Genomic DNA, 21,595 nt, shown 5'->3' with positions numbered 1-21,595 from the left:
AATAATAATAATAATAATAAAAGCTGTCCAAAAAGGACAGCTTTACATATGTATTTTTACACTTCGATTGACTTACCATCTTCAACAATATGATAAAGTAAGTGAGCTAAATGATGAATTGGGCCATACTCTTCCTCTTCTTCATCTGTTTCACCTTGGAACTCAAGATCATTTAAGTATAGTGCTAAAAATTGATAGTATAGTTTTAAGTCAAATCCGTAGCACGCAGTTGGCTCTTCATGATCGCCTTCATATTGTAACATTAAGTATTGATCGTTTCCTTCTGCATCTTCTGCATCAAAGAATACGAAGAAGCCAACGTTTGTATCTAAATCAAATAGATGACGAGTGCCTTTTTCTGTTGCTTTGTTGAAGTCCTCTTCACTTAATTTATGTACTGTTGTCGCTTTAGCATTATCTTCTTGATGGAAATTTACTGTAAATGTTTTCAATGCTGACACCTCCTGATTGTATAATACTAGCATAACATATAAAAAGGACTGCTTACAAATGTAAACAGTCCTTACATTCATTTTCGCATTGCCCGTAATAAGAAGCTTACGATGAAAATTAAAACGATCGCACCGATTAAAGCTGGAATAATTGCATATCCGCCAATGACTGGACCAAAACTACCAAGTAATTTCGAACCAATCCAAGAACCGATAATTCCAGCAATAATATTACCAATTACACCACCAGGTACGTCCTTTCCAGTAATTAAGCTCGCAAGCCATCCTAATATACCACCGACGATTAAAGACCAAATCATATGATAACCTCCTTTATATTTCACCAATCAAAATATAATTAGAAACAATTGCTTACCATTAGTTATGTTACATTTTTCATTTGTTATTCATACAGATCAACTATTAGATTATTTCAAAATAAGGAACAACCATTTTTTCCGACTTGTGGTTAATGCCTTTTGTATTTCACATTTTAAGGACAGTCAGGCTTTAATATTGTCCGCATAAACTCTTCTTTAAATGCAGGATAATTAAAACCAACTGCAATTTTTTGAATAGGCCTATTATCAAATGTTGTTGGCTCAGCTATTTTCCTAAAGTCTGCCACACTTTGTCCTCTTGTTACATCATTTGTCGTACTAATCCAAACTGCTGACTTTTTATATTCAAAAATATTATCATTTATAAATGATATGAATGGAAGTAAATCATGAATCGGACTTCCAGCAATACCCGGGTATTCTTTTTTATAAAAGTTCTCATAATAAAAATCAATCATTGGTTTAATAAGTTTCGCCTGTCCTGTTCCTTCTTTATTTATAGTATCCACCATTTCAGGAGTAATTAGTGCTTCTTGCGTTACATTTAACGGAAAAATAGTCGCATTCTTTGCATATTTCATTACAATATTTGCGGCAATTGGATCTCCGTAAAAATTTGCTTCTGATACAGGCGTAACGTTACCAGGAAATAAAAAAGCACCGCCCATAATATAATACGAACATACTTTATCCATTACATTTGGATATAATAAAAATAACGTTGCCAATGTTGTTAATCGTCCTGTCGCTACGATAATAATATCTTCTGGACAAGGTTCAATTAATTTAATTAATTCACAAAAATTTTCCCGTTTACAAATCCTCATATTAGGTGGAATAATTGGTCCTAAACCGTGATCCCCATGAATTTCAGGAAAGAACAAAGGTTCCTCAGCAGTCATCGGCCTTGCTGCACCCTCAATGATTTTTACTTCTGTAGCATAGTATCTTTCTAAAAAATACACATTTTCCGTTACGATATCTCGCGATACATTCCCATATTCAGCAACAATACCTATAATATCTAATTTACATGTTTTATTTGCATAAATTAAAGCCACCGCATCGTCAATACCAAAGTCTCCAAAAAAGATGATTTTCTTATTAACTATCCTCACCCCTGTTCAGCATAATCTACTATTATTATTATGTGAAAAAGACAAGGCTGTGAAACGGTGCAAACTAAAAAAGCCGCCTATTTATTGGCGACTTCAATCTTTTTATAAGATAAATATGCTAGTACATTTTTACTTGAATCGTATTTTGGATTATTTCCTTTTCTCGGTTCTCTCATATGTGTTTTTTCAAATCCAGGAATATCCGGCATTTTCTCCATAAATTCAAGCATTTCTTCTTCAGTTCCTTCAATACGTACGCGAATCATTATTACATTTCCTCAATTCTCATTTTCTCTGTACTAAGTATAACGTACTTTGAAAAGACTGCAAGAAATTTATCTTTTTAATGTCGCACTTTTGTTACATACGAACAGTGCCATTTCGGTATAAAACGATATAATTTTATTATTTTCATATTGAATGTTAAAGAACTCTTGCATTTCAACTGATGTTTTCATCATACATTCTGTTAGCTTCGCGCGTTTCTGCAAAGGTACATTCATCATATCGCACCACCAGTCAAATTCAAATTTCTTGTCAAAAGTAAGACATGACTGCATTTGCAAACCGTTTTTTTCTAACAAGGTAATCCATTCTGTTTTTTTCAGCGCTCGTTCATGACTAGGATCCCTCTTTTTTTCTATAAAATTATAAAATGTATCAAATTCATTATTTTCCGGTGAAACATTATCTATTAGAATAAACAATCCATTATCTTCTAACGTACGATTTACTTCATATATAAACTGAGATGGGTTCGTAAAATGATGCGCTGCAATTCGGCACGTAATCGTATCAAAAGAACGATCTGCAAACGGTAAACTTTCAGCGTTTCCAGCAACAAAAGATACATTTTCATGTCCATTACTTATAATAAATTTTTTCGCACTCTCTAACATTTTTTCAGTTAAGTCTAAGGCAATTACTTCTTTAAAAAATGGAGCTAATACATTCGCAACATGTCCACCGCCAGTAGCGATATCAAGAAGACGATAATTATGACGAGACTCAACTTGTTGAACTACATATTGTAAATCCGGTCCTTTAGCATGAATTTTACTTTTCACATACTTCTCCGCATTATTACCAAACTGCTGTTTCACAAGCTCTTCTTTACTCATTTTATCATCTTCTTTCTATTGTTATTTACATATAGAATTCATATAATAATTAAAGTTCTCTTTATGTATTTTCAAATCCTCTTTTCAGCTTACTTCTTATCATGCTGTCCTATCATCAATATAATATTAATTTTACGTTTTATTACGAAACAAAAAAGGCTACGGGAACTTGTCCCCTAACCTGACTAAATATTTATTACATTTTTACTTTTTCATATACATCTATATAATATAAATCCTCTTTCAACTTCATAATAACGTCTACTTCGTTATAAGTAGCCTCACGAGCATGTAAACCAAATTGATCCATGCCAATCCATATCCATCCAGGTGTATGAAATAGAACATCTACATTAAAATAATCTAATTTAGTAAGCTCCGATTTAATAAATTTATCTTTATTAGCGATTTGTTTATCTATCAAACCATTTTCCAATAGCGATATAATTTTCCCTACAATTGGATGTTCACGAACAATAAAGTGATATTCCTTTTCCTCCACATTCGCCACAATCAAACGAGAATCAGATAAATCAGACCCTAAATTCGACATCTTTATTTATTCACCCCCTTTATGAGTTTCACAAATATAATAACAAATGAATATTCAAATGAAATTAATATAATGTAAAAAATAAAAAAGCTGACTCCCTTTTAGAAATCAGCCTTTATATTTTGATCATCTTTATACTTTTACAAACGATTATAATGTCTCTTTTTCCTCATCATTTCCGGAAACTAAATTCCCAATAGCATCCGCCGTTACTTCAACCACAAATTCACAAATACCTACTACTACTTCTCCAATTACTTCATCCATCTTTTTTACCCCCTTATTTTATGTAACTTATTTGTAGTATAGAAGAGAGTGATTGTTTTTAACTATCGGAAAACGTGACAACAACATTACAATTTTGTAAGCTTTTTCAATTTGTTTAGCTTATATCCTTTGAAAATCCAAGTATGATTCACAAGCATATAGGCCATCATAATATTAGGTAAGTTCCAATTCTGCTAGAGGAGGCGTGTAAAATATATTACGTAAAATTAATTAAAGGTCAATCATTCTATGCTTTTGATCATCGCTTCTTAATGTCTGAAGAAGAAGCGGTTTCCGAAAAAGTTTATAATTACTTACGTCGCAATGAATTTTTTGAGGTACGTAAAGAAGAATATTCGGCTTAACTACAAAAAGCATCAAGAAAACTATCACATAATTGTGGTATTTTCTTGATGCTTTCATTTGCTCTCCCTCTTTTCAACAATTGTGCTCATTCTCTTAATACATACTATTATTTGTCCAATCTATTTCATCGTAAATTTCATATTTTAGTATATAAGGAGGTGACGAGTATGACTCATATCATTGATTACCAGGCTACTCAACCTATAAGTAAAACTGGTGAAACTACTTTTGCAATCCCAGCTTCTCCAAATAAAGCAATTCTAGCAAATTTGAAATTGAGAATTTCAAGTAGAGATTCTCATAATAACCGAGTAGAATTAATCGCTACAGTTGGTGTAGAAGGGATAACTGAGATTTCACAAATTTTATTCCGAATTTTCCGTGATAACATTGAAATTTTTAATACACAAGTAGGTATTGAATCTACAGATTCTGAACAATTCTATGCTCAAACATTTCAAGCTATAGATCAAAACGTTGGAAGTGGAACACACCAATATTCATTAACTGTAGAAAACCTAACTAGTGGCGCAAGTGCAGAAGTTATTGGTCCTCTATCTTTTAGCGCATTAGCTATTGGACAAGAACGTAAATGCTGCTAAACAATCTAAAATTTAATTTTGTGCTTGAAAAAAGCAAGACGTAGTATATATGTTCTTGCTTTTTTATTTTGTTCAAATTTATCCTTACTTTCAATAGACACTTCATCACAATTCTTTTACATTTTCATTGGTTATTTCATCAACTAACAAATCATCTTTTCGACAAATCAAAAAAATTGAAATCCATTCATGAAACACGTAATATAGACTCTGACTCTAAAAAAGTTCGTTAATAATAATACATAAAATAAGGAGGTTTTATATACGAGTTTTTCATTTTAAAAGACGGAGAGGTTTTACAATATGTGGCGTAATAAAAATGTTTGGATTGTTTTAATTGGGGAGTTTATTGCTGGTCTAGGGTTATGGCTTGGTATTCTCGGTAACCTTGAATTTATGCAAAAATATGTCCCTTCTGATTTCATGAAATCAGTTATATTATTTATCGGATTATTAGCAGGTGTTCTAGTGGGTCCTATGGCAGGTCGTTTCATTGATCAGTATGAAAAGAAAAAAGTTCTTCTTTATGCTGGATTCGGTCGTGTTATTAGTGTTATCTTTATGTTTTTCGCAATCCAATTTGAAAGTATTGCCTTTATGATTGCATTTATGGTTGCTCTTCAAATTTCAGCAGCATTTTATTTCCCTGCATTACAATCTGTAATCCCACTCATCGTACGTGAGCATGAGTTATTACAGATGAACGGTGTACATATGAATGTAGGTACAATCGCTCGTATTGCAGGTACTTCACTAGGTGGAATTCTTTTAGTTGTAATGAGTTTACAGTATATGTATGCCTTCTCAATGGCAGCATACGCTTTATTATTCCTCTCAACTTTCTTCCTACAATTCGAGGATAAGAAATCAACAACACCAAGTAAACAAGCTGCGAAAGATAATAGCTTTATGGAAGTATTTCGTATTTTAAAAGGAATTCCTATTGCTTTTACAGCACTTATATTAAGTATTATCCCCCTATTATTTATAGCAGGATTTAATTTAATGGTAATCAACATTAGTGAAATGCAACATGATCCAACGATTAAAGGCTTTATATATACAATTGAAGGTGTCGCATTTATGTTAGGGGCCTTCGTTATTAAACGTTTATCTGACCATTTCAAACCCGAAAAATTATTATATTTTTTCGCAGTTTGTACCGCTTTTGCACACCTTTCCTTGTTCTTTAGCGATATAAAATGGATGTCACTTACATCATTTGGTTTGTTTGGTTTTAGTGTCGGTTGCTTCTTCCCTATTATGTCGACAATTTTCCAAACGAAAGTGGAAAAAAGCTATCACGGCCGTCTTTTCTCATTCCGTAATATGTTTGAGAGAGTTATGTTCCAAATTGTCTTACTTGGCACAGGTTTCTTCTTAGATACGATTGGTTTACAGTACATGGTATTAATTTTCGGTGTCATTTCATTATTAATTATTTTCATTTCATTATCTAAACAGAAACAATATGAAAAACAACCTTCGCAATCTGCGAATTTATAACTTAAGAAAAGAAGCATGGATCATTAGATTAATCCATGCTTCTTTGTTATATATAATCTTATTTATTACGTTTACTGAAATGATTTAAAGGAGTACCCCATTTTGCTTTCGAATATAATATATAAATACGGTCTATAGGAGGCGCAAAATGTCTGATGGCATCCAGTTATTTATTATCCTTTTTGTTGTATTCGTTATGTTTAGCATCATAAACTTTTTAGCAATTTCCCTATCTCAACATAGCCTTAAAAGAAGAATTGTGGCAGGCTTCATATTTTTACTGCTAACGCCTATTATTTTTTTGACAACTACGGCACTCACTTCTATATTCGATAACGCTGGTTTTGGATCAATTAACCTAACCTCTTCTATTATAAACGTGTATATTTTAAACGGTATTGTCATTCTTCTTTCTACTTCATTTATCCTCAAAAAACAAAATATAAGATAGCACACTAGGCATGAATCTGGATTACATTAGATTCCTGCCTTTTTATTTTAAAAACCTCACCTTCCTCCAATTTTTATGTGAAATTAAATAATTCTTTATAAAAATTTAAACTTTATTTATTACAATATCACTATCGTATTCGCACGTTTATTGAAAACGAAATGAAAGGAGCACAAAATGAAAAAGATTCTATTGATTATTCCTATATTCATCGTTCTACTTAGCGGATGTAGCAATAATGATATATACGGTTCTTGGGAAGTCGTTGACAACAAAAATGGTCTTTGCCCTGCATCTTATAAATTTGAAACAGTTGTAAAAGAAGAAAAGAAAGAAAAAATTGTTCAATATTTAGTGGAGATGCAAACATCAAAGGAAAAAGAAGATTTATACAAAGGCTCATTTGTAAAGAATTCTAATGTATATCACATTGATTATGGTAACTCATTTACATCGGATCAAACTTTAAAAGTTGTCGATGGCAAATTAAATGTATACTTTTATACAGTGGAAAAATTATGTACATATAAAAAGAAATGATTACACTTCATTTAAAACGCAGAAAATATTTTCTGCGTTATTTTTAATTTACAAAACCTCCCCAAAAACATTTTCCTCTTTTAAATCTTAAAATTTAAATGTAGTATTATATAATAACAATATTTTAATGCGAGGTGCTTTTTTTGAGAAGTTTAAGTTCATTAATTGTATCAACAATCTGTTCCATTATCCTAATCCTATGGAGTGCACTTTCAGTTTATGAAAGATTCACGACAGGAAATTCATACTATTGGCTTAGTGGTATATTAGGCCTCGTTTTCGTGTTCTTTTTCATCCAAAATATACGGGATATACTTAATAAAAACTATAAAACATCCTAAACCGTATAGAAAGATATAATAAACAGTTCAGTTAACCAACCCTTATTTACAACGCCCTTTCAAAAAAGACTAATCCTCCCTCTAAATTTGTCAATCGTTTTAATTTTCATAAAAAAATGATAAAATGTAACCATGTGTTTTCAGAATAATTAAAAACGCAGAAAGAAAACACTGTTTTTAGGAGGGGTTTTGATGACTTACACGTTAGCAACTAGAATGAAAGCATTCCAATCTTCTATATTTAGTGAATTAGGGGCTTATAAAAAAGAAAAAATTGCAGCAGGTCACAAAATGATTGATTTAAGTATTGGGAATCCTGATATGCCACCTGCTGACTTCGTAAGAGAAGAAATGGTACATACAGCAAGTGAAAAAGAAAGCTATGGATACACATTAAGTGGTATTCAAGAATTTCACGAAGCTGTAACTAAATATTACAACAACACTCATAACGTTAAATTAAATGCCGATAAAGAAGTTTTATTATTAATGGGTTCACAAGACGGACTTGTTCATTTACCTATGGTTTATGCAAATCCGGGAGATATTATATTAGTTCCGGATCCAGGATATACAGCTTATGAAACAGGAATTCAAATGGCTGGTGCAATATCCTATTACATGCCTTTAAAGAAAGAAAATGAATTCTTACCTAATTTAGCAGCTATCCCCGAAGATATTGCTGATCAAGCAAAGATGATGATTTTAAACTTCCCAGGGAATCCAGTTCCAGCAATGGCTCATGAAGATTTCTTTAAAGAGGTAATCGCATTCGCGAAAAAGCATAACATTATTGTTGTCCATGATTTTGCTTATGCTGAATTTTATTTTGATGGCAATAAACCAATTAGCTTCCTCTCTGTACCTGGTGCTAAAGAAGTTGGAGTAGAGATCAACTCTTTATCAAAAAGTTATAGTTTAGCAGGTAGCCGTATTGGTTATATGATTGGTAATGAAGAAATTGTTCGTGCACTTACGCAATTTAAATCCAATACAGATTACGGAGTGTTTTTACCAATTCAAAAAGCAGCATCAGCTGCACTAAGAAATGGCGCTTCGTTTTGCGAGAAAAATCGTGGTATATATCAAGAACGTAGAGATACTTTAGTTGATGGATTCCGAACATTTGGTTGGAATGTTGATAAACCAGCTGGTAGTATGTTCGTCTGGGCCGAAATTCCGAAAGGCTGGACTTCTATAGATTTCGCTTATGCATTAATGGATCGTGCGAATGTCGTTGTTACACCAGGTCATGCATTTGGACCTCACGGAGAAGGCTTTGTACGTATTGCACTCGTTCAAGATAAAGAAGTGTTGCAGCAAGTCGTTGAAAACATCAAAAATAGTGGTATTTTTTCTCTTGAAAAAGTAAATGAATTAGTTAAAAATTAATGATAACTCCCCTGCTTAACTGTTGCAGGGGTATTATTCATTGGAGGTACTTCCATATGCACATTAAAGACACTCTTCCCCATCGTTACCCATTTTTAATGATTGATAAAATAACAAATGTAAAACATGGTGAATCCGTTACGGGATATAAACTCATTACAAATAACGAATGGTTTATAAATGATAGTCAAGACCATATGCCCCATATGTTAATTGTAGAAGCACTTGCTCAGCTTAATGCATTTGTACATCCAAATGATTCTGAAGGTCTAGGATTCCTCTCCTCATTAGATGGGGTTGAATGCCACGGAAACGCATATCCAGGTGATAAACTAGATTTACATTATGAGTTAACTCGTAATCGTGGAGGTTTTATTCTCGGTAAAGGTACTGCAACTGTTAATAATCAGCCAATTGTAACTGTGGAAAAGCTATTAATATATCAAGCAAATTAGAGACGATTTAATCCGCGGGGTATCTATCTCCTAAAAATCGTCTTACCAATATGAACAGAGTAAACAAATTACTTGGTTAGGAGCAGGAAAATGGAAAGTACTATTGGTATCGATGCTGGAGGAACATTAACAAAAATTGCTTATTTGAACGAACAAAAGCAATTAGCTTTTGAAAAATTTTATTCAAATGAACAAGATAAAATAATAGATTGGCTCAAGAAAAATACTCGTATAAAACAAATATGTATTACAGGTGGTAAAGCAAAACAATTACAGCAACTACTTTCAGATTCTTATAAAATAGTAGAACGAAACGAATTTGAAGCTACTCTTATAGGTGTCCAATACATATTACAAGAAGAACAATATGATATAAATAACTTCATATTAACAAATATCGGTACAGGTACTTCCATTCATTACGTTTATAATGACCAATATATTCGCGCTGGTGGAACCGGAGTTGGCGGTGGTACTATTATGGGACTTTCAAAATTATTAACAAATATAGATCATTTTGAAGATGTGATTCCTTTAACAAAATTAGGTTCTAGAAAAGTACTAGATATTACGGTTGGAGATATTTATGATGGTATTCTCTCTCCTATTGATAATAGCTTAACTGCAAGTAATTTTGGTAAAGCCGCTATTACAGAATCAAATTATAATAGCTCAGACATACTTGCTACTGTGCAAGGACTTGTCGGTGAAGTCGTTACTGCATTAAGCCTTCAATTCGCCGAAACAAAAAACATTGACCATATTATTTATATCGGTTCCACTTTATGTAATAACGTACACCTTCAAAATATTATTAGTAACTACACAAAATATCAAAATAAAACACCAATCTTTTTACGCGATGGTGGTAATAGCGGTGCGATTGGTGCTTTACTTCATGTTACGAATAAAAAAAGCTGACACCTGTCAGCTTTTTTGCAACGGTACTTCAAATTCAATAATTGATTCCCCATTCTCTCCAATTCGCTCTACACTAATTCTATCAACTACACATTGTAACTTTTCAGGGAAACTATGAATTTCCTTAGCTACTTCAGCAGCTAACTCCGCACTTTCTTTTCTCCCGACTGTTACATGCGGTATGTACGGAATATCTTCTTTTAAAAATTGTATTAAAGGTCCTGTATACAGCAAATCATGTAGTTCTTCTATTTGTTCTTTCCCTCCCTCAACTTCTAAAAACAAATAGTTTCCTACACTAGTGATACGATTTGCAAACTCAATTTCAATTTTGCCAACCCCTCTTGATAAATTCAAAATATGAGATTTTAATTCATCATTTGAAATATTACTTTTAAATGGAAATACGATTGTTATATGTGGTGGAATTAATCCAAATAAAGGATCATGTTTATGTCTAATGTTCTCTATTTTATCGATGGACATGTTATTTAGAAAAACTAAAATTGTACGCATTTTTATCTCCTCAACTTTCCCTCATTATCATATTCTATGACAGCCTACCCTTCAACAACTTGTTTTGCTTACATCTAAGAATAAAAAACTTCTCAAATGAGAAGTTTTCATATAGTGTGATTATTATTTTCCCGCCAAACTTTCCTAAACTTTATATAACATGCAATTCTCCAAGGAATAATATACGATACTGCAACAATATAAAATAATAAACCGATCGTTTGTTGATCTAAATCAACAATAAATTGTCTTGAACCATATCTCAAAACGACAAGCGCAATAAAAGTAATTAAAAAAGCTGCACTTTTTTTCGTATAAATATTTCCATCATCTCTTCGTTCATAATTTGTTAAAACTATAAGTGGTACGGCGAAAAGAACTCCAATGAATACTGCTATAATAACTTGTAAAATAGCTGGATGCATAGGACCAAAAAACCATAAAGCACCTGGTGTTAAAAATAATAATGGCCACAAAATACGTTTTCCCGTCCCCTTAATTGGCTTATGCATAGAACGATAACGACGCCAAAATATTAATAGTGCAATACCTAAAAAGACTGTAATGAGTGAAGATGTGTCTCCCATTTGCTATCCTTCTCTCTATAGTAATCTACTAATTTTTCAAATCGTTTTTTCGAATGATACTTTACGAATAAATATACTACTAGTTACGATATAAAGAACAGTTAATCCAATTGAAATAACAGTAAAATACGGTATATCTACTAAAGATCCATCACTCGTAAATAATAAACCGGTTATCCCCGCTTCCCCATAAAGCACACTATTTGTTGATAAGAAAAGGGATCCACCAATCATAAGACCAATCCACTGAAATCTTTGTTTAAAAACTACTACTACTTGGAAGAAACATGCTGTTGTAACATAAAATAAAAATTGCAAAATAAATTGTTGTACCGATTGCTCCCCAAAACTAACATTTACTAAATTATATTTTATATCTTGTAAAAGCATAACTTGAAGAAATGAAAATAATGCAGATTGCAATGCGATATAACAAATTGCCCCGATAAAATATTGTATTCTCGTTACACCAAATGAAACAGCTAAACGAAAAAGCTCATCTTGAATGATGAAAACACTCCCTACTATAAATAACATAATTGCTATTGAAGGGTTATTTATAATTTCGGGTAAATAACCAATGTTCGCTCCATTTAAATGAGCAGCATGTAAAGCTCCTTTTATTAATAAAGCAACAATCCAAAATATCACAATTGCTTTATAATGAAAATTTATTTGTAACTTCAACTGCTTCATTAACATCGTCATTTCACTTCACCACCAGTTATGTGAATAAATAGTTTTTGTAATGTAATTCTATCAATTACTAAGCCTTCTTCTTCAAGAGAATAATAATCTTCATTCGAAAGTTCTTCCCATATAACAGTAATGCCTTTATTCCCATAGACTTCTCGATTTATTACTTTCTTTTTTATCGAAAATTCATCTACTTTATCTTTTTTTCCTGAAATAATATGAGCTTGTTGCAATAAATCTTCTACCGATGATTGAACAACTAGTTTTCCTTCTTTTATGATGATCACATCTTCAATCACATGGGTTACTTCTTCTACTAGATGTGTTGATAATATAATTGTTCGTGGATACTCACCGTAATCTTCTAGTAGTAAACTATAAAACAACTCTCGATGTGCTGCATCCAAACCTGTAGTCGGTTCATCAAAAATTGTTATAGGTGCCCTGCTTGCTAACCCTTGAATAATGCCGACGACTGTTTGCATGCCGTGTGATAGCTTATGGTATTTTACTGCCATATTAAGCTGAAATTTATCAGCGAGTTCTTCAGCATACTTTCCATCCCAGTTTTTATAAAACATGCTGCACATCTTAAAGATTTCTTTTACTTTATAACTTAAATGTGCTTCTTCTTTCACTTTAACAAAACAAATATTTTGCATTGCTTTACTATTTTCAAAAACATTTTCACCAAATATTGATACGCTACCACTACTTGAAGTAATTTGGCCTGCAAATAAATTTAATAGTGTCGTTTTTCCCGCTCCGTTTCTACCGAGCAAACCATATATTTTATGCTCTTCCAATGAAATCGTTACTTCATTTACTGCTACTTTCTTTTTATATTTTTTCGTTACATCTTTTGTTTCAAGTGCAATCATTCCTCTTTCCCCTCCTTCGTAATTTTTTGAATCATTTCCATCAATTCGTCTTTTGATATTTCTAACACTTTTGCTTCTTCCCATACTTTCGGTAAATATTCGGTCATAAAAGTATTTTGTCTTTTTTTTAGTACGACTTCTTTCGCTCCCTTTGCAACAAACATTCCGATCCCTCTCTTTTTATATAAAATCCCTTCATCCACTAATACGTTTACCCCTTTAGCTGCAGTAGCTGGATTAATTTGCAGCATCTTCGCAAATTGATTTGTTGATGGAACTTGTTCTTCTTCAAGTAGTATGTCTTTTAAAATATCTGATTCAATCGTTTCTGCAATTTGTAAGTATATTAATTTATTTTGCTCCAGAGTAGGTTTCACAACTTCACCACCTTAGGTTCATAGGTTCATTACTTATGTAATTAACCATATCACATAAAAATGTTTATTTCCATAAATTTCTTTTACAAAAAAGAGAGTCATTCGTTTAAGAATGACTCTCTTTCTAAAAATTTGAAGTTTCAACTCTTATTCTCTAATTCTTTTCATTTTATTTCAACTACTGCACTGGATATTTAACAAATAAAGATTTCCGGAAATCTTTATCATTTATAAGCATTGTAATTTTTTCTTTATTGTCGCTAAGGAACTTTACTACTTTCTTTTTATCCCATATATCATCTTCTTTTGGAAAATCATCAAATTTTTCATACAGGATTGATAGTATTTCTTCTCTTTTTATCGTAAAATTTTTATTTTCTACTTGAAACTCGTAATTTTTCGCATTTGGAACTAAAATCGCTAAATAAATAACGTTAAAGAGAAAATTCTTCTCCATCGTGTCCTTGCCATCAAACCAATACGTCTCAACCATGTCTTCTGTCAGAGTTCCATTTCCTTTTGCACCATAGTTTACCTTTATATTTTCATTCTCCAAACTTATACTTTGAAATGTTTCACCACCGGGTAAATGATTCACAATTGCAACCACATCTGATTTATTACCAACATATGTCCCAGCATATTTCTTAAAAGTACCAGGTTCAACATCAGATATTTCTTTTATTCTTTCTCCGCTAGAACAAGCAGTAATAAATAAAAAAATTGTTAGCATAACAACCACATTACGATGCATATATTTCATTTAGCATCCCCCATTTTTATCGATATTTCGTTAATTACAATACATCTTCTCAAAATCCTTTAAAACATACGCATTTTAATCAAAATTAAAAATTTTCAATTTTTCTGTTTACAATTATCCATTAATTGTATATACTTACTAACGTAAGAAAAATATTCTAAAAGGAGGTCGAAGGAAATGATGAAATTACAATTACATGCTTTAACTTTAGCGTTAACTGCACCTTTGTTTTTCGGACAATTAAATATGAATTCGACCACCCTAATGGAGAATTGAAAATCGTACATTGTTTCGATTAATTCATAAATTCGCCACAGGAGGTCGTATACTTTCCTGTGGCTTTTTCGCGCCCTGCCATAGGAGAACTATATCTTCCTGTGGCTTTTTTGTGCGATTTTTTAGCCTCTTATATCATTTTGTTAAGAAAGGAGCAACATTCGATGACTATTAGCGTATTGTTTTTAAGTATTACGATTCAAAGAAATACAATTTCCAAAAATGAAATTCTTCATAATGAGCAAATTGAAAAAGCAATGAATGATGTTAAGGAGCGCCAAGCGCTTTATTGTGATCACCTGTAATTCCTTTTCGAAAGGAGGAATTCATTTATGACTTTTCATATTTTCTTTTTTACGACTGTACTTCAGAAAAACACTTTATCTGAAGATGAGATCATTCGTAAACAACAATTAAAACAACTAACTGATAAAATGACTGACATTAAAAGTTCATACTATACGCAAATGTATTAAAAATATATTTTTAAGGAGAAGTACCTTCATGAAATTTAAAGCATTCTTTTTAACGATTACCATTCAAAAACGTAAGCTTTCACAGAAAGAAATTTCACGTGAGCAACACATTCAATCTATTATGGACGAAGTGAAAGAGCGTCAAGCTTCTTATTACAGCCGTCTTTTCTAAATAACTTTTAAAGGGGCAATACACTTATGAAATTTAAAGCATTCTTTTTAACAATCACTATTCAAAAACGTAAGCTTTCACAGAAAGAAATCTTACGCGAACAACACATTCAAACTATTATGGGCGAAGTAAAAGAGCGTCAAGCTTTTTATTGCAACCGTCTTTTCTAAATCATTTATAAAGGGGCGATACACTTATGAAATTTAAAGTATTCTTTTTAACAATTACAATTCAAAAAACTAAGTTCTCGGACAGTGAGATATTGCATGATCAACAAATTAATAAAGCTATGGAAGATGTAAAAGAACGTCAAAGTCACTACTGTAGCCATCTATAATTCCTTTCGAAAGGAGGAATGTATTATGAAGTTTCACCTTTTCTTTTTAACAATTACAATTCAGAAAAAAAACTTTTCTGAAGCTGAATTAAAACAAGAACAACAATATAAACAGGTTATAGATGAAATTCGAGATCGTAGAAGCAAATACTACTCTCACCTATAATCACAATATAAAACTTGAAAGGAGTCGATTATGATGTTGATAGCACGCTCTAAGGAAATGATTTGGATAGTTCAGAGGGATTCCACATAGTTTTATCGAGGCTATATTATACAAGTTTTCTGTTACATTTGATATGTAATAAATATATAATAAAATTGCATCAATACACTTTTTAACATCGATTAACAAACAAAAGATACACCACTTAAAAAGCGGTGTATCTTTCTCAGCATAAACTATTTTCGATTACTTCGTTTCGTCTTAAACAATCTCACTAAGTTCGATACAACTGTTTTTGTTACTGCATAAACTGGTACTGCCAAAATCATTCCGATAATTCCCGCAAAGTTACCTACCCCTAAAATTAAAATAATAATTGTTAACGGATGGATATTTAATTTTGAACTCATAATACGCGGTGAAATGATGTTACTTTCAAACTGTTGTACAATTGTTACGATAATAATTACGTACAACGCTTGCATCGGAGATACGAACAGACCTACAATAACAGCTGGTGCTGCACCGATAAATGGACCTAAGTTAGGAATGATATTTGTAAATGCTGCTATAATTCCTAAAACGAAAGCGTACGGTAAATCGATAATTAAATAACCGATAAAAGTAAAAGCACCTACAAATATACAAACGAGCGCTTGCCCTTGAATATATGCAGATAATGTTTCGTTCGTTTCCTTAATGATGCGAAGTCCTTCTTCACGGTAAGACTCTGGTAATAGGCTTACTGCTTTACCTGGAAACGCATGTCCATCTTTAAACATATAAAATAAAATGAATGGTACTGTGAAGATAACTAATGCAACGTTCGTGATAATACCAAATAAAGCCGTTGCACTCGACGTAATCGTGTTTGGTATATCCTTTAAGTATTCAATCGCATTTTTCTCAATTGTTTCAATGGAAACGTAGTTTTGTGTAGATAACCATTCAAATAATCTGTGATGGGATAAATCTTGTATGTATAGTTTTCCCTCTTTAATATAACCGGGCATATTTTTTACTAAATCCATTAACTGTTGTGAGATCGTTGGAACAACTACCCCAACTCCAACTGCAGTTAATGTTATAATAAAAAGATATAACAGTAAAATCGCTAAATTTCTAGGTACTTTTTTATTCTCCAAAAAGACTAACAATGGGTTAAATATGAAGTATAAAAATAACGCGATTAAGATTGGGAAAAACAACGTTGATATGAAGATACCAATCGGTTGAAATAGAAACGATATTTTTGTGCAAATAAATATGATCGCTACAACCATTAGCACTTCTAATGTCCAAAAGTGCACTTTCGATTTCAAAAAAACGTCCTCCTTTAAACTAGCACTTCTCTTCATTGTACCAAAATAAGCAAGAATTTCACATAATATTTTCCTTTACAATATTCCAAAATACCAATAAATACACTACAATGAGATTACATACAAATTTGCAGGTAAAGGTGATAAAAATGACACAATGCATCATATGCAGAAAAGATACGAAAGAACTTAGTGAACAATATGTCATCCCCGAAATATTATGTGGATATTATTTCACAAACTCAATTTGTGATACTTGCCATGAACAAATGACAACAAATATTGATCGTCCCTTAATTCGGCATAAATTAAGTCAATTTAAGATTGAGCAAATGAAAAAACAAATTGATTCCCCGCTCTATACGAATGAACATGGTGAGGAACTTGCGGCTGCTGAGACAGATGTTGTTGAAGTAAGTGATGAAATACTTTATTCCAATGCATTAATTATGAAACTATGTAAAAAGCACGATATTTCACTACATAATGAAATTTGGAAAGAAGAACGTGTAACGAAAGTAGCCAGCTCTATTCAACGTGAATTACTTTTAGATAACCGTAAATACAAAATGAGTGTATTAAAAATGGCTTATACTTTCGCTGTACAAGCTGTTGATGGCTATTTTGAAGATCCAGATGCGATTGATATTTCTAACATTCTATCAAATGGCGATTTTATGGAATTAAAAGAAAAAAGTATAGTTCGCGATTTAAGTAAAAGTTCTTTATGGAATACATTAAATACAAATAGTGAGAACCATTACTTTATTTTATTAAGTGATAAAGATGGCCTGTTCTGTTTCATTCGTCTATTTGATATATTTGACGTTGTCGTTCATTTATCAGAAAAGAGATATGAACTTTCATCTCCAATTGTCGGCGTAAATGATGTAAATAGGCAGGAATTTTATGTCCAAACTTTAAAACAGTATATGGATGGGCTATTTAAAGAAAAAAAACCTTCTATTTAATCGAAATCAGAACATACGGTCTCCTTTCTTGACGAAAAGACACTGTGTTATAATAAGTATGAAAAGAACAATACAATCACATAAACCAATTATTAATTGTAAATAAATAAAAAAGACCAGTGTGCGGCTACACACTAGTCCACGTAACTTAGCAGATTGGATTGTTCATTTATCCTATTTGTTTCTTACAAACAAAACAACCCACATTCTATTGGCATAGGTGGGTTGTTATTTTTTGAGCTTGTCTATTAAAACGACGACGAACGTTAACAATGCAACGAGAAACAGTCCACCTTGCAGTAGCAACGCTATTTCACTCACGTATTATCACCCCCCTCCTATTCGGAGAAGTGATAATTGAACAACCAACCGTACCTTTAGTTACTATTTAATTTTACCATATTTTCTAATAGTTTACGATGAAAACCCGCAAGTGAAATACTTGCGGGTTTTTTATCCCGTATTAACAGGCAGTAAACAAAATGAAGCAAAACATAGGTGAAACTGCCTGTAAATGCCCGATTGGTTCAACTAATAATCCTTTGGGACAATTCACCCAAAGGATTAAAGTTTCATTTTATTTCTCACTATTTTTTTAATGCATATGCATCAGCAATCATTTCCCCAACAATTTTATTTTCTTGTTTCTTCTCGTCTTTCAATAAAGGAAATAACAGTTCTGCCACTTCATATGCCTCTTCTAAATGGGGGTATCCTGATAATACAAACGTATCAATTCCTAACGCTTCATATTCTTTTATTCTATTTGCTACTGTATGCGGATCACCTACAAGCGCAGTACCTGCACCTCCTCGTACAAGTCCAATGCCTGCCCATAAATTAGGACTTATTTCTAACGACTCCCGTGTACCTTTATTTAAATGTGTCATTCGTTTTTGTCCGACTGAATCATATCTGGCAAATGTTTTTTGAGCAAGCTCAATCGTTTCATTATCTACATATTGAATTAACTTTTCAGCCTCTTCCCATGCTTCTTCCTCTGTTTCTCTTACAATTACATGTAATCTGATGCCAAATCGTACTGCACGCCCCTTCTCTTCTGCAAGTTTTCTTACTTCATCTATTTTCTCTTTCACTTGCTCTGGTGGCTCTCCCCACGTTAAATATACATCACTATGTTCCGCAGCAACTTCTTTACCTGCAGCAGACGATCCGCCAAAATAAATTGTTGGATACGGTGTTTGAACCGGAGGAAATACAACTTTACTATCCGTAACTTGAATATGTTTCCCTTCTAAAGAGACCGTTTCACCTTGTAAGGTCGATTTCCAAACTTTTAAAAATTCATCCGCTGCTTCATACCTTTCATCATGTTCAAGATATAATCCATCGCCATGCAATTCAACAGGATCTCCTCCAGCTACTACATTAATAAGTAACCTCCCACCTGAAATTCTATCAAATGTCGATGCCATCCTCGCTGCAACTGTCGGTGACATTAGTCCTGGTCTAACTGCTACTAAAAATTTTAATTTCTCTGTTTCAGCAGCAAGTGCAGATGCTAATACCCATGGATCTTCACACCCTTGACCAGTTGGAAGTAACACACCCGTATATCCTAAATAATCAGCTGCCTGTGCAACTTGCTTATAATAACCATATTCAGCTGCCCTTCCTCTTTTTGTCGTCCCTAAATATCGACCATCTCCATAAGCTGGAATAAACCATAACAATTCCATATCTTTACACACCCCTTACTTATTTTAAAATAAAATACCCTATATAAATTACCCCTAATAATTTATATATTAATTCCCTGTCTCTCCTTTAAAATTATCTCGCCATCTCAAAAACTTCACTTCTAGTAAACGTACGAGTGAATCAGAAAACTTTCCGACAAATGCAAAGATAATAATACCGACAAATACGATGTCTGTATTTGAAAATTGCCTTGCATCCATAATCATATAGCCAATACCTTCTGTCGATCCCATAAGTTCTGCTACTACTAAACTCACCCATGCAACTCCTAAAGATAATCTTGCTCCAAGTAATAGATTCGGCAATGCAGCAGGTAAAATGAGTTTCGTAATTAATTTTCTTTTACTAAACTCTAACACTCTCGCAACATCAAATAGCTTTGAATCCACACCTCTTATTCCTAAAAACGCATTTACGTATAAAGGAAAAAATGCACCGTCCGCAATTAATAATACTTTCGATGATTCTCCAAAACCGAACCATAATACGAAAAGCGGTGCCACAGCTAAATGGGGCACAGTTCTTAACATTTGTACTGACGGGTCTAAATATTGCTCACTTCTCGTTGAAAATCCAACAATCGTTCCTAGAATAATTCCTAAACCCCCGCCGATAAAGAAACCAGCCGCAGCCCTAAATACACTAACACTTAAATGACCGAATAACTCTCCTGTTTTTATAAGTTCTTGAAAAGCTAGAAATATATCTAATGGCGTCGGTAAAATTGTTTTAGAAACTAAATCGAATACGCCAGCTAACTGCCAAATAATTAATACGATAATCGGTATAGTAATTGCTCTTACTAGCACTTTTACATTAGTCTTTCGCACTTTCTTTACATTCTTTTTGCCAATCGTTATACCCGCTGGTTTCATAACAGCTTTCGTATTCTCCAATTTACAAAACCTCTTTTCATTTCGCCTTTAATGCTTTTTCTACGAAAGAATTATCTACAACTTTATCTGTCTTGATTTCTTTCTTTATAGAACCGAGCTTATATTGAAAATCCGCTGTCTTTTGCTGTTCGGCTATTATTTCTTTCGTTACAGGAACTAAAATTGGCTTGTCGTGATCAAATACTTCTTTTACAATTTCAGCATCTATTTTTTTTGCCGAAGTATATATTTTTATTGCTTCATCTAAGTCTGACTCTTGCCACACACGTGCCTTTTCATAAACTTTAAGAAATTTCTCAACTAATTCTGGATGTTCTTTCGCAAATTTTGTTCTCGCAATTAAAAATTCTGGAGAAGAAACATTTAATCGTTCACCATCTGTAATAACCTTGGCGCCTTTATTTAACGTATGTAGCGAAATGAATGGATCCCAAATGGCCCATGCATCTACTGATCCTGATTCAAATGCGGGCTGCGCTTCATCTGGTTGCAGTTGAATGACATTTACATCTTTCGCATTGATACCTTCTTTTTCTAAGGCTCGATACAATAAATTAAATGCGCTACTTCCTTTTGCTACTGCGATTTTTTTACCTTTTAAATCTTTTACACTCGTGATCTTGCTATCTTTTTGTACAAGAATGCCTGTTCCTTTCCTCGCATAACTTGTATTAGCAATTTCGGTAAATTCAATACCTGCTGCTTGCGCGGAAATAACTGGGGAATTTCCCACTTCACCAAAGTCTAATCGATTTGATGCAATTGCTTCAAAATAGGGAGGTCCACTTTGAAACTCTGTCCATTTCACTTTAACTCCTTCTTTTTTAAACTCCTCTTCAAACCATCCTTTTTTCTGTGCCAGTAAGAGCGGACTTAACCCTTGCTGTATACCAATTTGTATTGTTACATCTTCTTTCTTGCTACTCGCTGTACTTTTTTCACACCCTAATAAAAATAAAGATATAGCTAATGCAAAAGAAAGAACTTTTCCTTTTTTATTCATATATAATC

Annotated in this window: 32 protein-coding genes; 15 read left to right on the top strand and 17 right to left on the bottom strand. The window is 32.7% G+C overall.

The window, feature by feature from the left end; translation table 11 throughout:
• Window positions 1-56 precede the first annotated feature (56 nt).
• From K5S59_RS25045 to K5S59_RS25020, 6 genes are all read right to left on the bottom strand, one after another.
• On the bottom strand, window positions 57-452 hold the full coding sequence (locus tag K5S59_RS25045; protein ID WP_000847587.1) for a hypothetical protein: 396 nt from the start codon (window positions 450-452) through the stop codon (window positions 57-59).
• Window positions 453-529: 77 nt separating this feature from the next.
• A complete protein-coding gene (locus K5S59_RS25040; RefSeq protein WP_000638305.1) occupies window positions 530-772 on the bottom strand; it encodes a GlsB/YeaQ/YmgE family stress response membrane protein in 243 nt (80 codons plus the stop codon).
• A gap of 173 nt (window positions 773-945) precedes the next feature.
• Window positions 946-1,911: a nucleoside hydrolase gene (locus tag K5S59_RS25035; RefSeq protein WP_033656095.1), complete on the bottom strand. Its 966-nt coding sequence runs from the start codon at window positions 1,909-1,911 to the stop codon at window positions 946-948.
• Window positions 1,912-1,988: 77 nt separating this feature from the next.
• Entirely contained in the window at window positions 1,989-2,177 is a 189-nt protein-coding gene (locus tag K5S59_RS25030) for a DUF3970 family protein (protein ID WP_000621879.1), read from the bottom strand.
• 69 nt (window positions 2,178-2,246) lie between these two features.
• Window positions 2,247-3,032: a class I SAM-dependent methyltransferase gene (locus tag K5S59_RS25025; RefSeq protein WP_120450354.1), complete on the bottom strand. Its 786-nt coding sequence runs from the start codon at window positions 3,030-3,032 to the stop codon at window positions 2,247-2,249.
• A gap of 196 nt (window positions 3,033-3,228) precedes the next feature.
• Complete coding sequence (locus tag K5S59_RS25020) at window positions 3,229-3,585, bottom strand: hypothetical protein (RefSeq protein ID WP_098873502.1); 357 nt, start codon at window positions 3,583-3,585, stop codon at window positions 3,229-3,231.
• 479 nt (window positions 3,586-4,064) lie between these two features.
• Between K5S59_RS25020 and K5S59_RS25015 the strand changes: the two genes are divergently transcribed.
• The 8 genes from K5S59_RS25015 to coaW all read left to right on the top strand — a co-directional run bounded on the left by K5S59_RS25015 (window position 4,065) and on the right by coaW (window position 10,426).
• Window positions 4,065-4,217 (top strand): YqbF domain-containing protein, encoded by a 153-nt coding sequence (locus tag K5S59_RS25015; RefSeq protein ID WP_080000137.1) that lies wholly within the window; start codon window positions 4,065-4,067, stop codon window positions 4,215-4,217.
• Between the two features lie 168 nt (window positions 4,218-4,385).
• A complete protein-coding gene (exsC, locus tag K5S59_RS25010; RefSeq protein ID WP_000148795.1) occupies window positions 4,386-4,820 on the top strand; it encodes an exosporium protein ExsC in 435 nt (144 codons plus the stop codon).
• A gap of 303 nt (window positions 4,821-5,123) precedes the next feature.
• Window positions 5,124-6,326, top strand: coding sequence for an MFS transporter (locus tag K5S59_RS25005; protein WP_000269233.1), 1,203 nt, complete (start codon window positions 5,124-5,126; stop codon window positions 6,324-6,326).
• A 148-nt stretch (window positions 6,327-6,474) separates the two neighbouring features.
• Window positions 6,475-6,777, top strand: a complete 303-nt coding sequence (locus K5S59_RS25000; protein ID WP_001279470.1) for a hypothetical protein — start codon at window positions 6,475-6,477, stop codon at window positions 6,775-6,777.
• A 177-nt stretch (window positions 6,778-6,954) separates the two neighbouring features.
• Complete coding sequence (locus K5S59_RS24995; protein WP_000722265.1) at window positions 6,955-7,317, top strand: hypothetical protein; 363 nt, start codon at window positions 6,955-6,957, stop codon at window positions 7,315-7,317.
• A 533-nt stretch (window positions 7,318-7,850) separates the two neighbouring features.
• On the top strand, window positions 7,851-9,050 hold the full coding sequence (locus tag K5S59_RS24990) for an LL-diaminopimelate aminotransferase (RefSeq protein WP_000222686.1): 1,200 nt from the start codon (window positions 7,851-7,853) through the stop codon (window positions 9,048-9,050).
• 56 nt (window positions 9,051-9,106) lie between these two features.
• Complete coding sequence (locus tag K5S59_RS24985) at window positions 9,107-9,505, top strand: 3-hydroxyacyl-ACP dehydratase FabZ family protein (RefSeq protein WP_000547634.1); 399 nt, start codon at window positions 9,107-9,109, stop codon at window positions 9,503-9,505.
• Between the two features lie 90 nt (window positions 9,506-9,595).
• Entirely contained in the window at window positions 9,596-10,426 is an 831-nt protein-coding gene (coaW, locus tag K5S59_RS24980; protein WP_098259146.1) for a type II pantothenate kinase, read from the top strand.
• A 6-nt stretch (window positions 10,427-10,432) separates the two neighbouring features.
• Here the strand turns inward: coaW and K5S59_RS24975 are convergent, their stop codons facing one another.
• From K5S59_RS24975 to K5S59_RS24950, 6 genes are all read right to left on the bottom strand, one after another.
• Entirely contained in the window at window positions 10,433-10,942 is a 510-nt protein-coding gene (locus K5S59_RS24975; RefSeq protein ID WP_001259223.1) for a 2'-5' RNA ligase family protein, read from the bottom strand.
• Window positions 10,943-11,049: 107 nt separating this feature from the next.
• A complete protein-coding gene (locus K5S59_RS24970; RefSeq protein WP_098872883.1) occupies window positions 11,050-11,529 on the bottom strand; it encodes a CcdC family protein in 480 nt (159 codons plus the stop codon).
• A gap of 36 nt (window positions 11,530-11,565) precedes the next feature.
• A complete protein-coding gene (locus K5S59_RS24965) occupies window positions 11,566-12,237 on the bottom strand; it encodes a DUF4052 family protein (protein WP_120450356.1) in 672 nt (223 codons plus the stop codon).
• On the bottom strand, window positions 12,234-13,106 hold the full coding sequence (locus K5S59_RS24960) for an ABC transporter ATP-binding protein (protein ID WP_120450358.1): 873 nt from the start codon (window positions 13,104-13,106) through the stop codon (window positions 12,234-12,236). Before K5S59_RS24960 ends, K5S59_RS24965 begins: the two co-directional genes overlap by 4 nt.
• Window positions 13,103-13,483, bottom strand: a complete 381-nt coding sequence (locus K5S59_RS24955) for a GntR family transcriptional regulator (protein WP_073515392.1) — start codon at window positions 13,481-13,483, stop codon at window positions 13,103-13,105. The genes K5S59_RS24960 and K5S59_RS24955 overlap by 4 nt, the downstream gene beginning before the upstream one ends.
• Before the next feature lie 178 nt (window positions 13,484-13,661).
• Entirely contained in the window at window positions 13,662-14,246 is a 585-nt protein-coding gene (locus K5S59_RS24950; RefSeq protein WP_120450360.1) for a DUF4825 domain-containing protein, read from the bottom strand.
• A gap of 440 nt (window positions 14,247-14,686) precedes the next feature.
• Here K5S59_RS24950 and K5S59_RS24945 point away from each other — a divergent pair, with 440 nt between their 5' ends.
• The 6 genes from K5S59_RS24945 to K5S59_RS24920 are packed head-to-tail and all read left to right on the top strand — an operon-like array spanning window position 14,687 to window position 15,673.
• Window positions 14,687-14,827: a YrzI family small protein gene (locus tag K5S59_RS24945; protein WP_000156200.1), complete on the top strand. Its 141-nt coding sequence runs from the start codon at window positions 14,687-14,689 to the stop codon at window positions 14,825-14,827.
• A 27-nt stretch (window positions 14,828-14,854) separates the two neighbouring features.
• Entirely contained in the window at window positions 14,855-14,998 is a 144-nt protein-coding gene (locus K5S59_RS24940; RefSeq protein ID WP_000142721.1) for a YrzI family small protein, read from the top strand.
• A 28-nt stretch (window positions 14,999-15,026) separates the two neighbouring features.
• Window positions 15,027-15,170 carry a YrzI family small protein gene (locus K5S59_RS24935; protein WP_000668969.1) on the top strand — a complete coding sequence of 48 codons (144 nt, stop codon included), beginning with the start codon at window positions 15,027-15,029 and terminating at the stop codon, window positions 15,168-15,170.
• Window positions 15,171-15,196: 26 nt separating this feature from the next.
• A complete protein-coding gene (locus K5S59_RS24930) occupies window positions 15,197-15,340 on the top strand; it encodes a YrzI family small protein (RefSeq protein ID WP_000668967.1) in 144 nt (47 codons plus the stop codon).
• A 26-nt stretch (window positions 15,341-15,366) separates the two neighbouring features.
• On the top strand, window positions 15,367-15,507 hold the full coding sequence (locus K5S59_RS24925; protein WP_000669813.1) for a YrzI family small protein: 141 nt from the start codon (window positions 15,367-15,369) through the stop codon (window positions 15,505-15,507).
• Between the two features lie 25 nt (window positions 15,508-15,532).
• Window positions 15,533-15,673 (top strand): YrzI family small protein, encoded by a 141-nt coding sequence (locus K5S59_RS24920; RefSeq protein WP_000668501.1) that lies wholly within the window; start codon window positions 15,533-15,535, stop codon window positions 15,671-15,673.
• Between the two features lie 236 nt (window positions 15,674-15,909).
• Here the strand turns inward: K5S59_RS24920 and K5S59_RS24915 are convergent, their stop codons facing one another.
• Window positions 15,910-16,995: an AI-2E family transporter gene (locus tag K5S59_RS24915; protein WP_000837880.1), complete on the bottom strand. Its 1,086-nt coding sequence runs from the start codon at window positions 16,993-16,995 to the stop codon at window positions 15,910-15,912.
• Window positions 16,996-17,144: 149 nt separating this feature from the next.
• On the opposite strand from K5S59_RS24915, the gene K5S59_RS24910 reads away from it, so the two are divergent.
• Window positions 17,145-17,966 (top strand): HNH endonuclease, encoded by an 822-nt coding sequence (locus tag K5S59_RS24910; RefSeq protein ID WP_000189697.1) that lies wholly within the window; start codon window positions 17,145-17,147, stop codon window positions 17,964-17,966.
• A 228-nt stretch (window positions 17,967-18,194) separates the two neighbouring features.
• On the opposite strand, the gene K5S59_RS24905 is transcribed toward K5S59_RS24910, so the two are convergent.
• The 4 genes from K5S59_RS24905 to K5S59_RS24890 form a co-directional block, all read right to left on the bottom strand.
• Window positions 18,195-18,287, bottom strand: coding sequence for a putative holin-like toxin (locus tag K5S59_RS24905; protein ID WP_001289320.1), 93 nt, complete (start codon window positions 18,285-18,287; stop codon window positions 18,195-18,197).
• Between the two features lie 266 nt (window positions 18,288-18,553).
• The gene (gene ssuD, locus K5S59_RS24900) at window positions 18,554-19,666 is read right to left on the bottom strand and encodes an FMNH2-dependent alkanesulfonate monooxygenase (protein ID WP_000422292.1); all 1,113 of its coding nucleotides are present in this window, start codon (window positions 19,664-19,666) and stop codon (window positions 18,554-18,556) included.
• Window positions 19,667-19,735: 69 nt separating this feature from the next.
• Window positions 19,736-20,584 carry an ABC transporter permease gene (locus K5S59_RS24895; protein WP_120450362.1) on the bottom strand — a complete coding sequence of 283 codons (849 nt, stop codon included), beginning with the start codon at window positions 20,582-20,584 and terminating at the stop codon, window positions 19,736-19,738.
• A 16-nt stretch (window positions 20,585-20,600) separates the two neighbouring features.
• The gene (locus K5S59_RS24890) at window positions 20,601-21,587 is read right to left on the bottom strand and encodes an aliphatic sulfonate ABC transporter substrate-binding protein (protein WP_097843533.1); all 987 of its coding nucleotides are present in this window, start codon (window positions 21,585-21,587) and stop codon (window positions 20,601-20,603) included.
• Between the last annotated feature and the right edge of the window lie 8 nt (window positions 21,588-21,595).

It is taken from the genome of Bacillus sp. BML-BC051, from assembly GCF_019656175.1.
GTDB classification, from domain to species: domain Bacteria; phylum Bacillota; class Bacilli; order Bacillales; family Bacillaceae_G; genus Bacillus_A; species Bacillus_A mobilis.
Note: the sequence above shows the minus strand (reverse complement) of the source record. Positions and strands in the feature narration are given on the sequence as shown.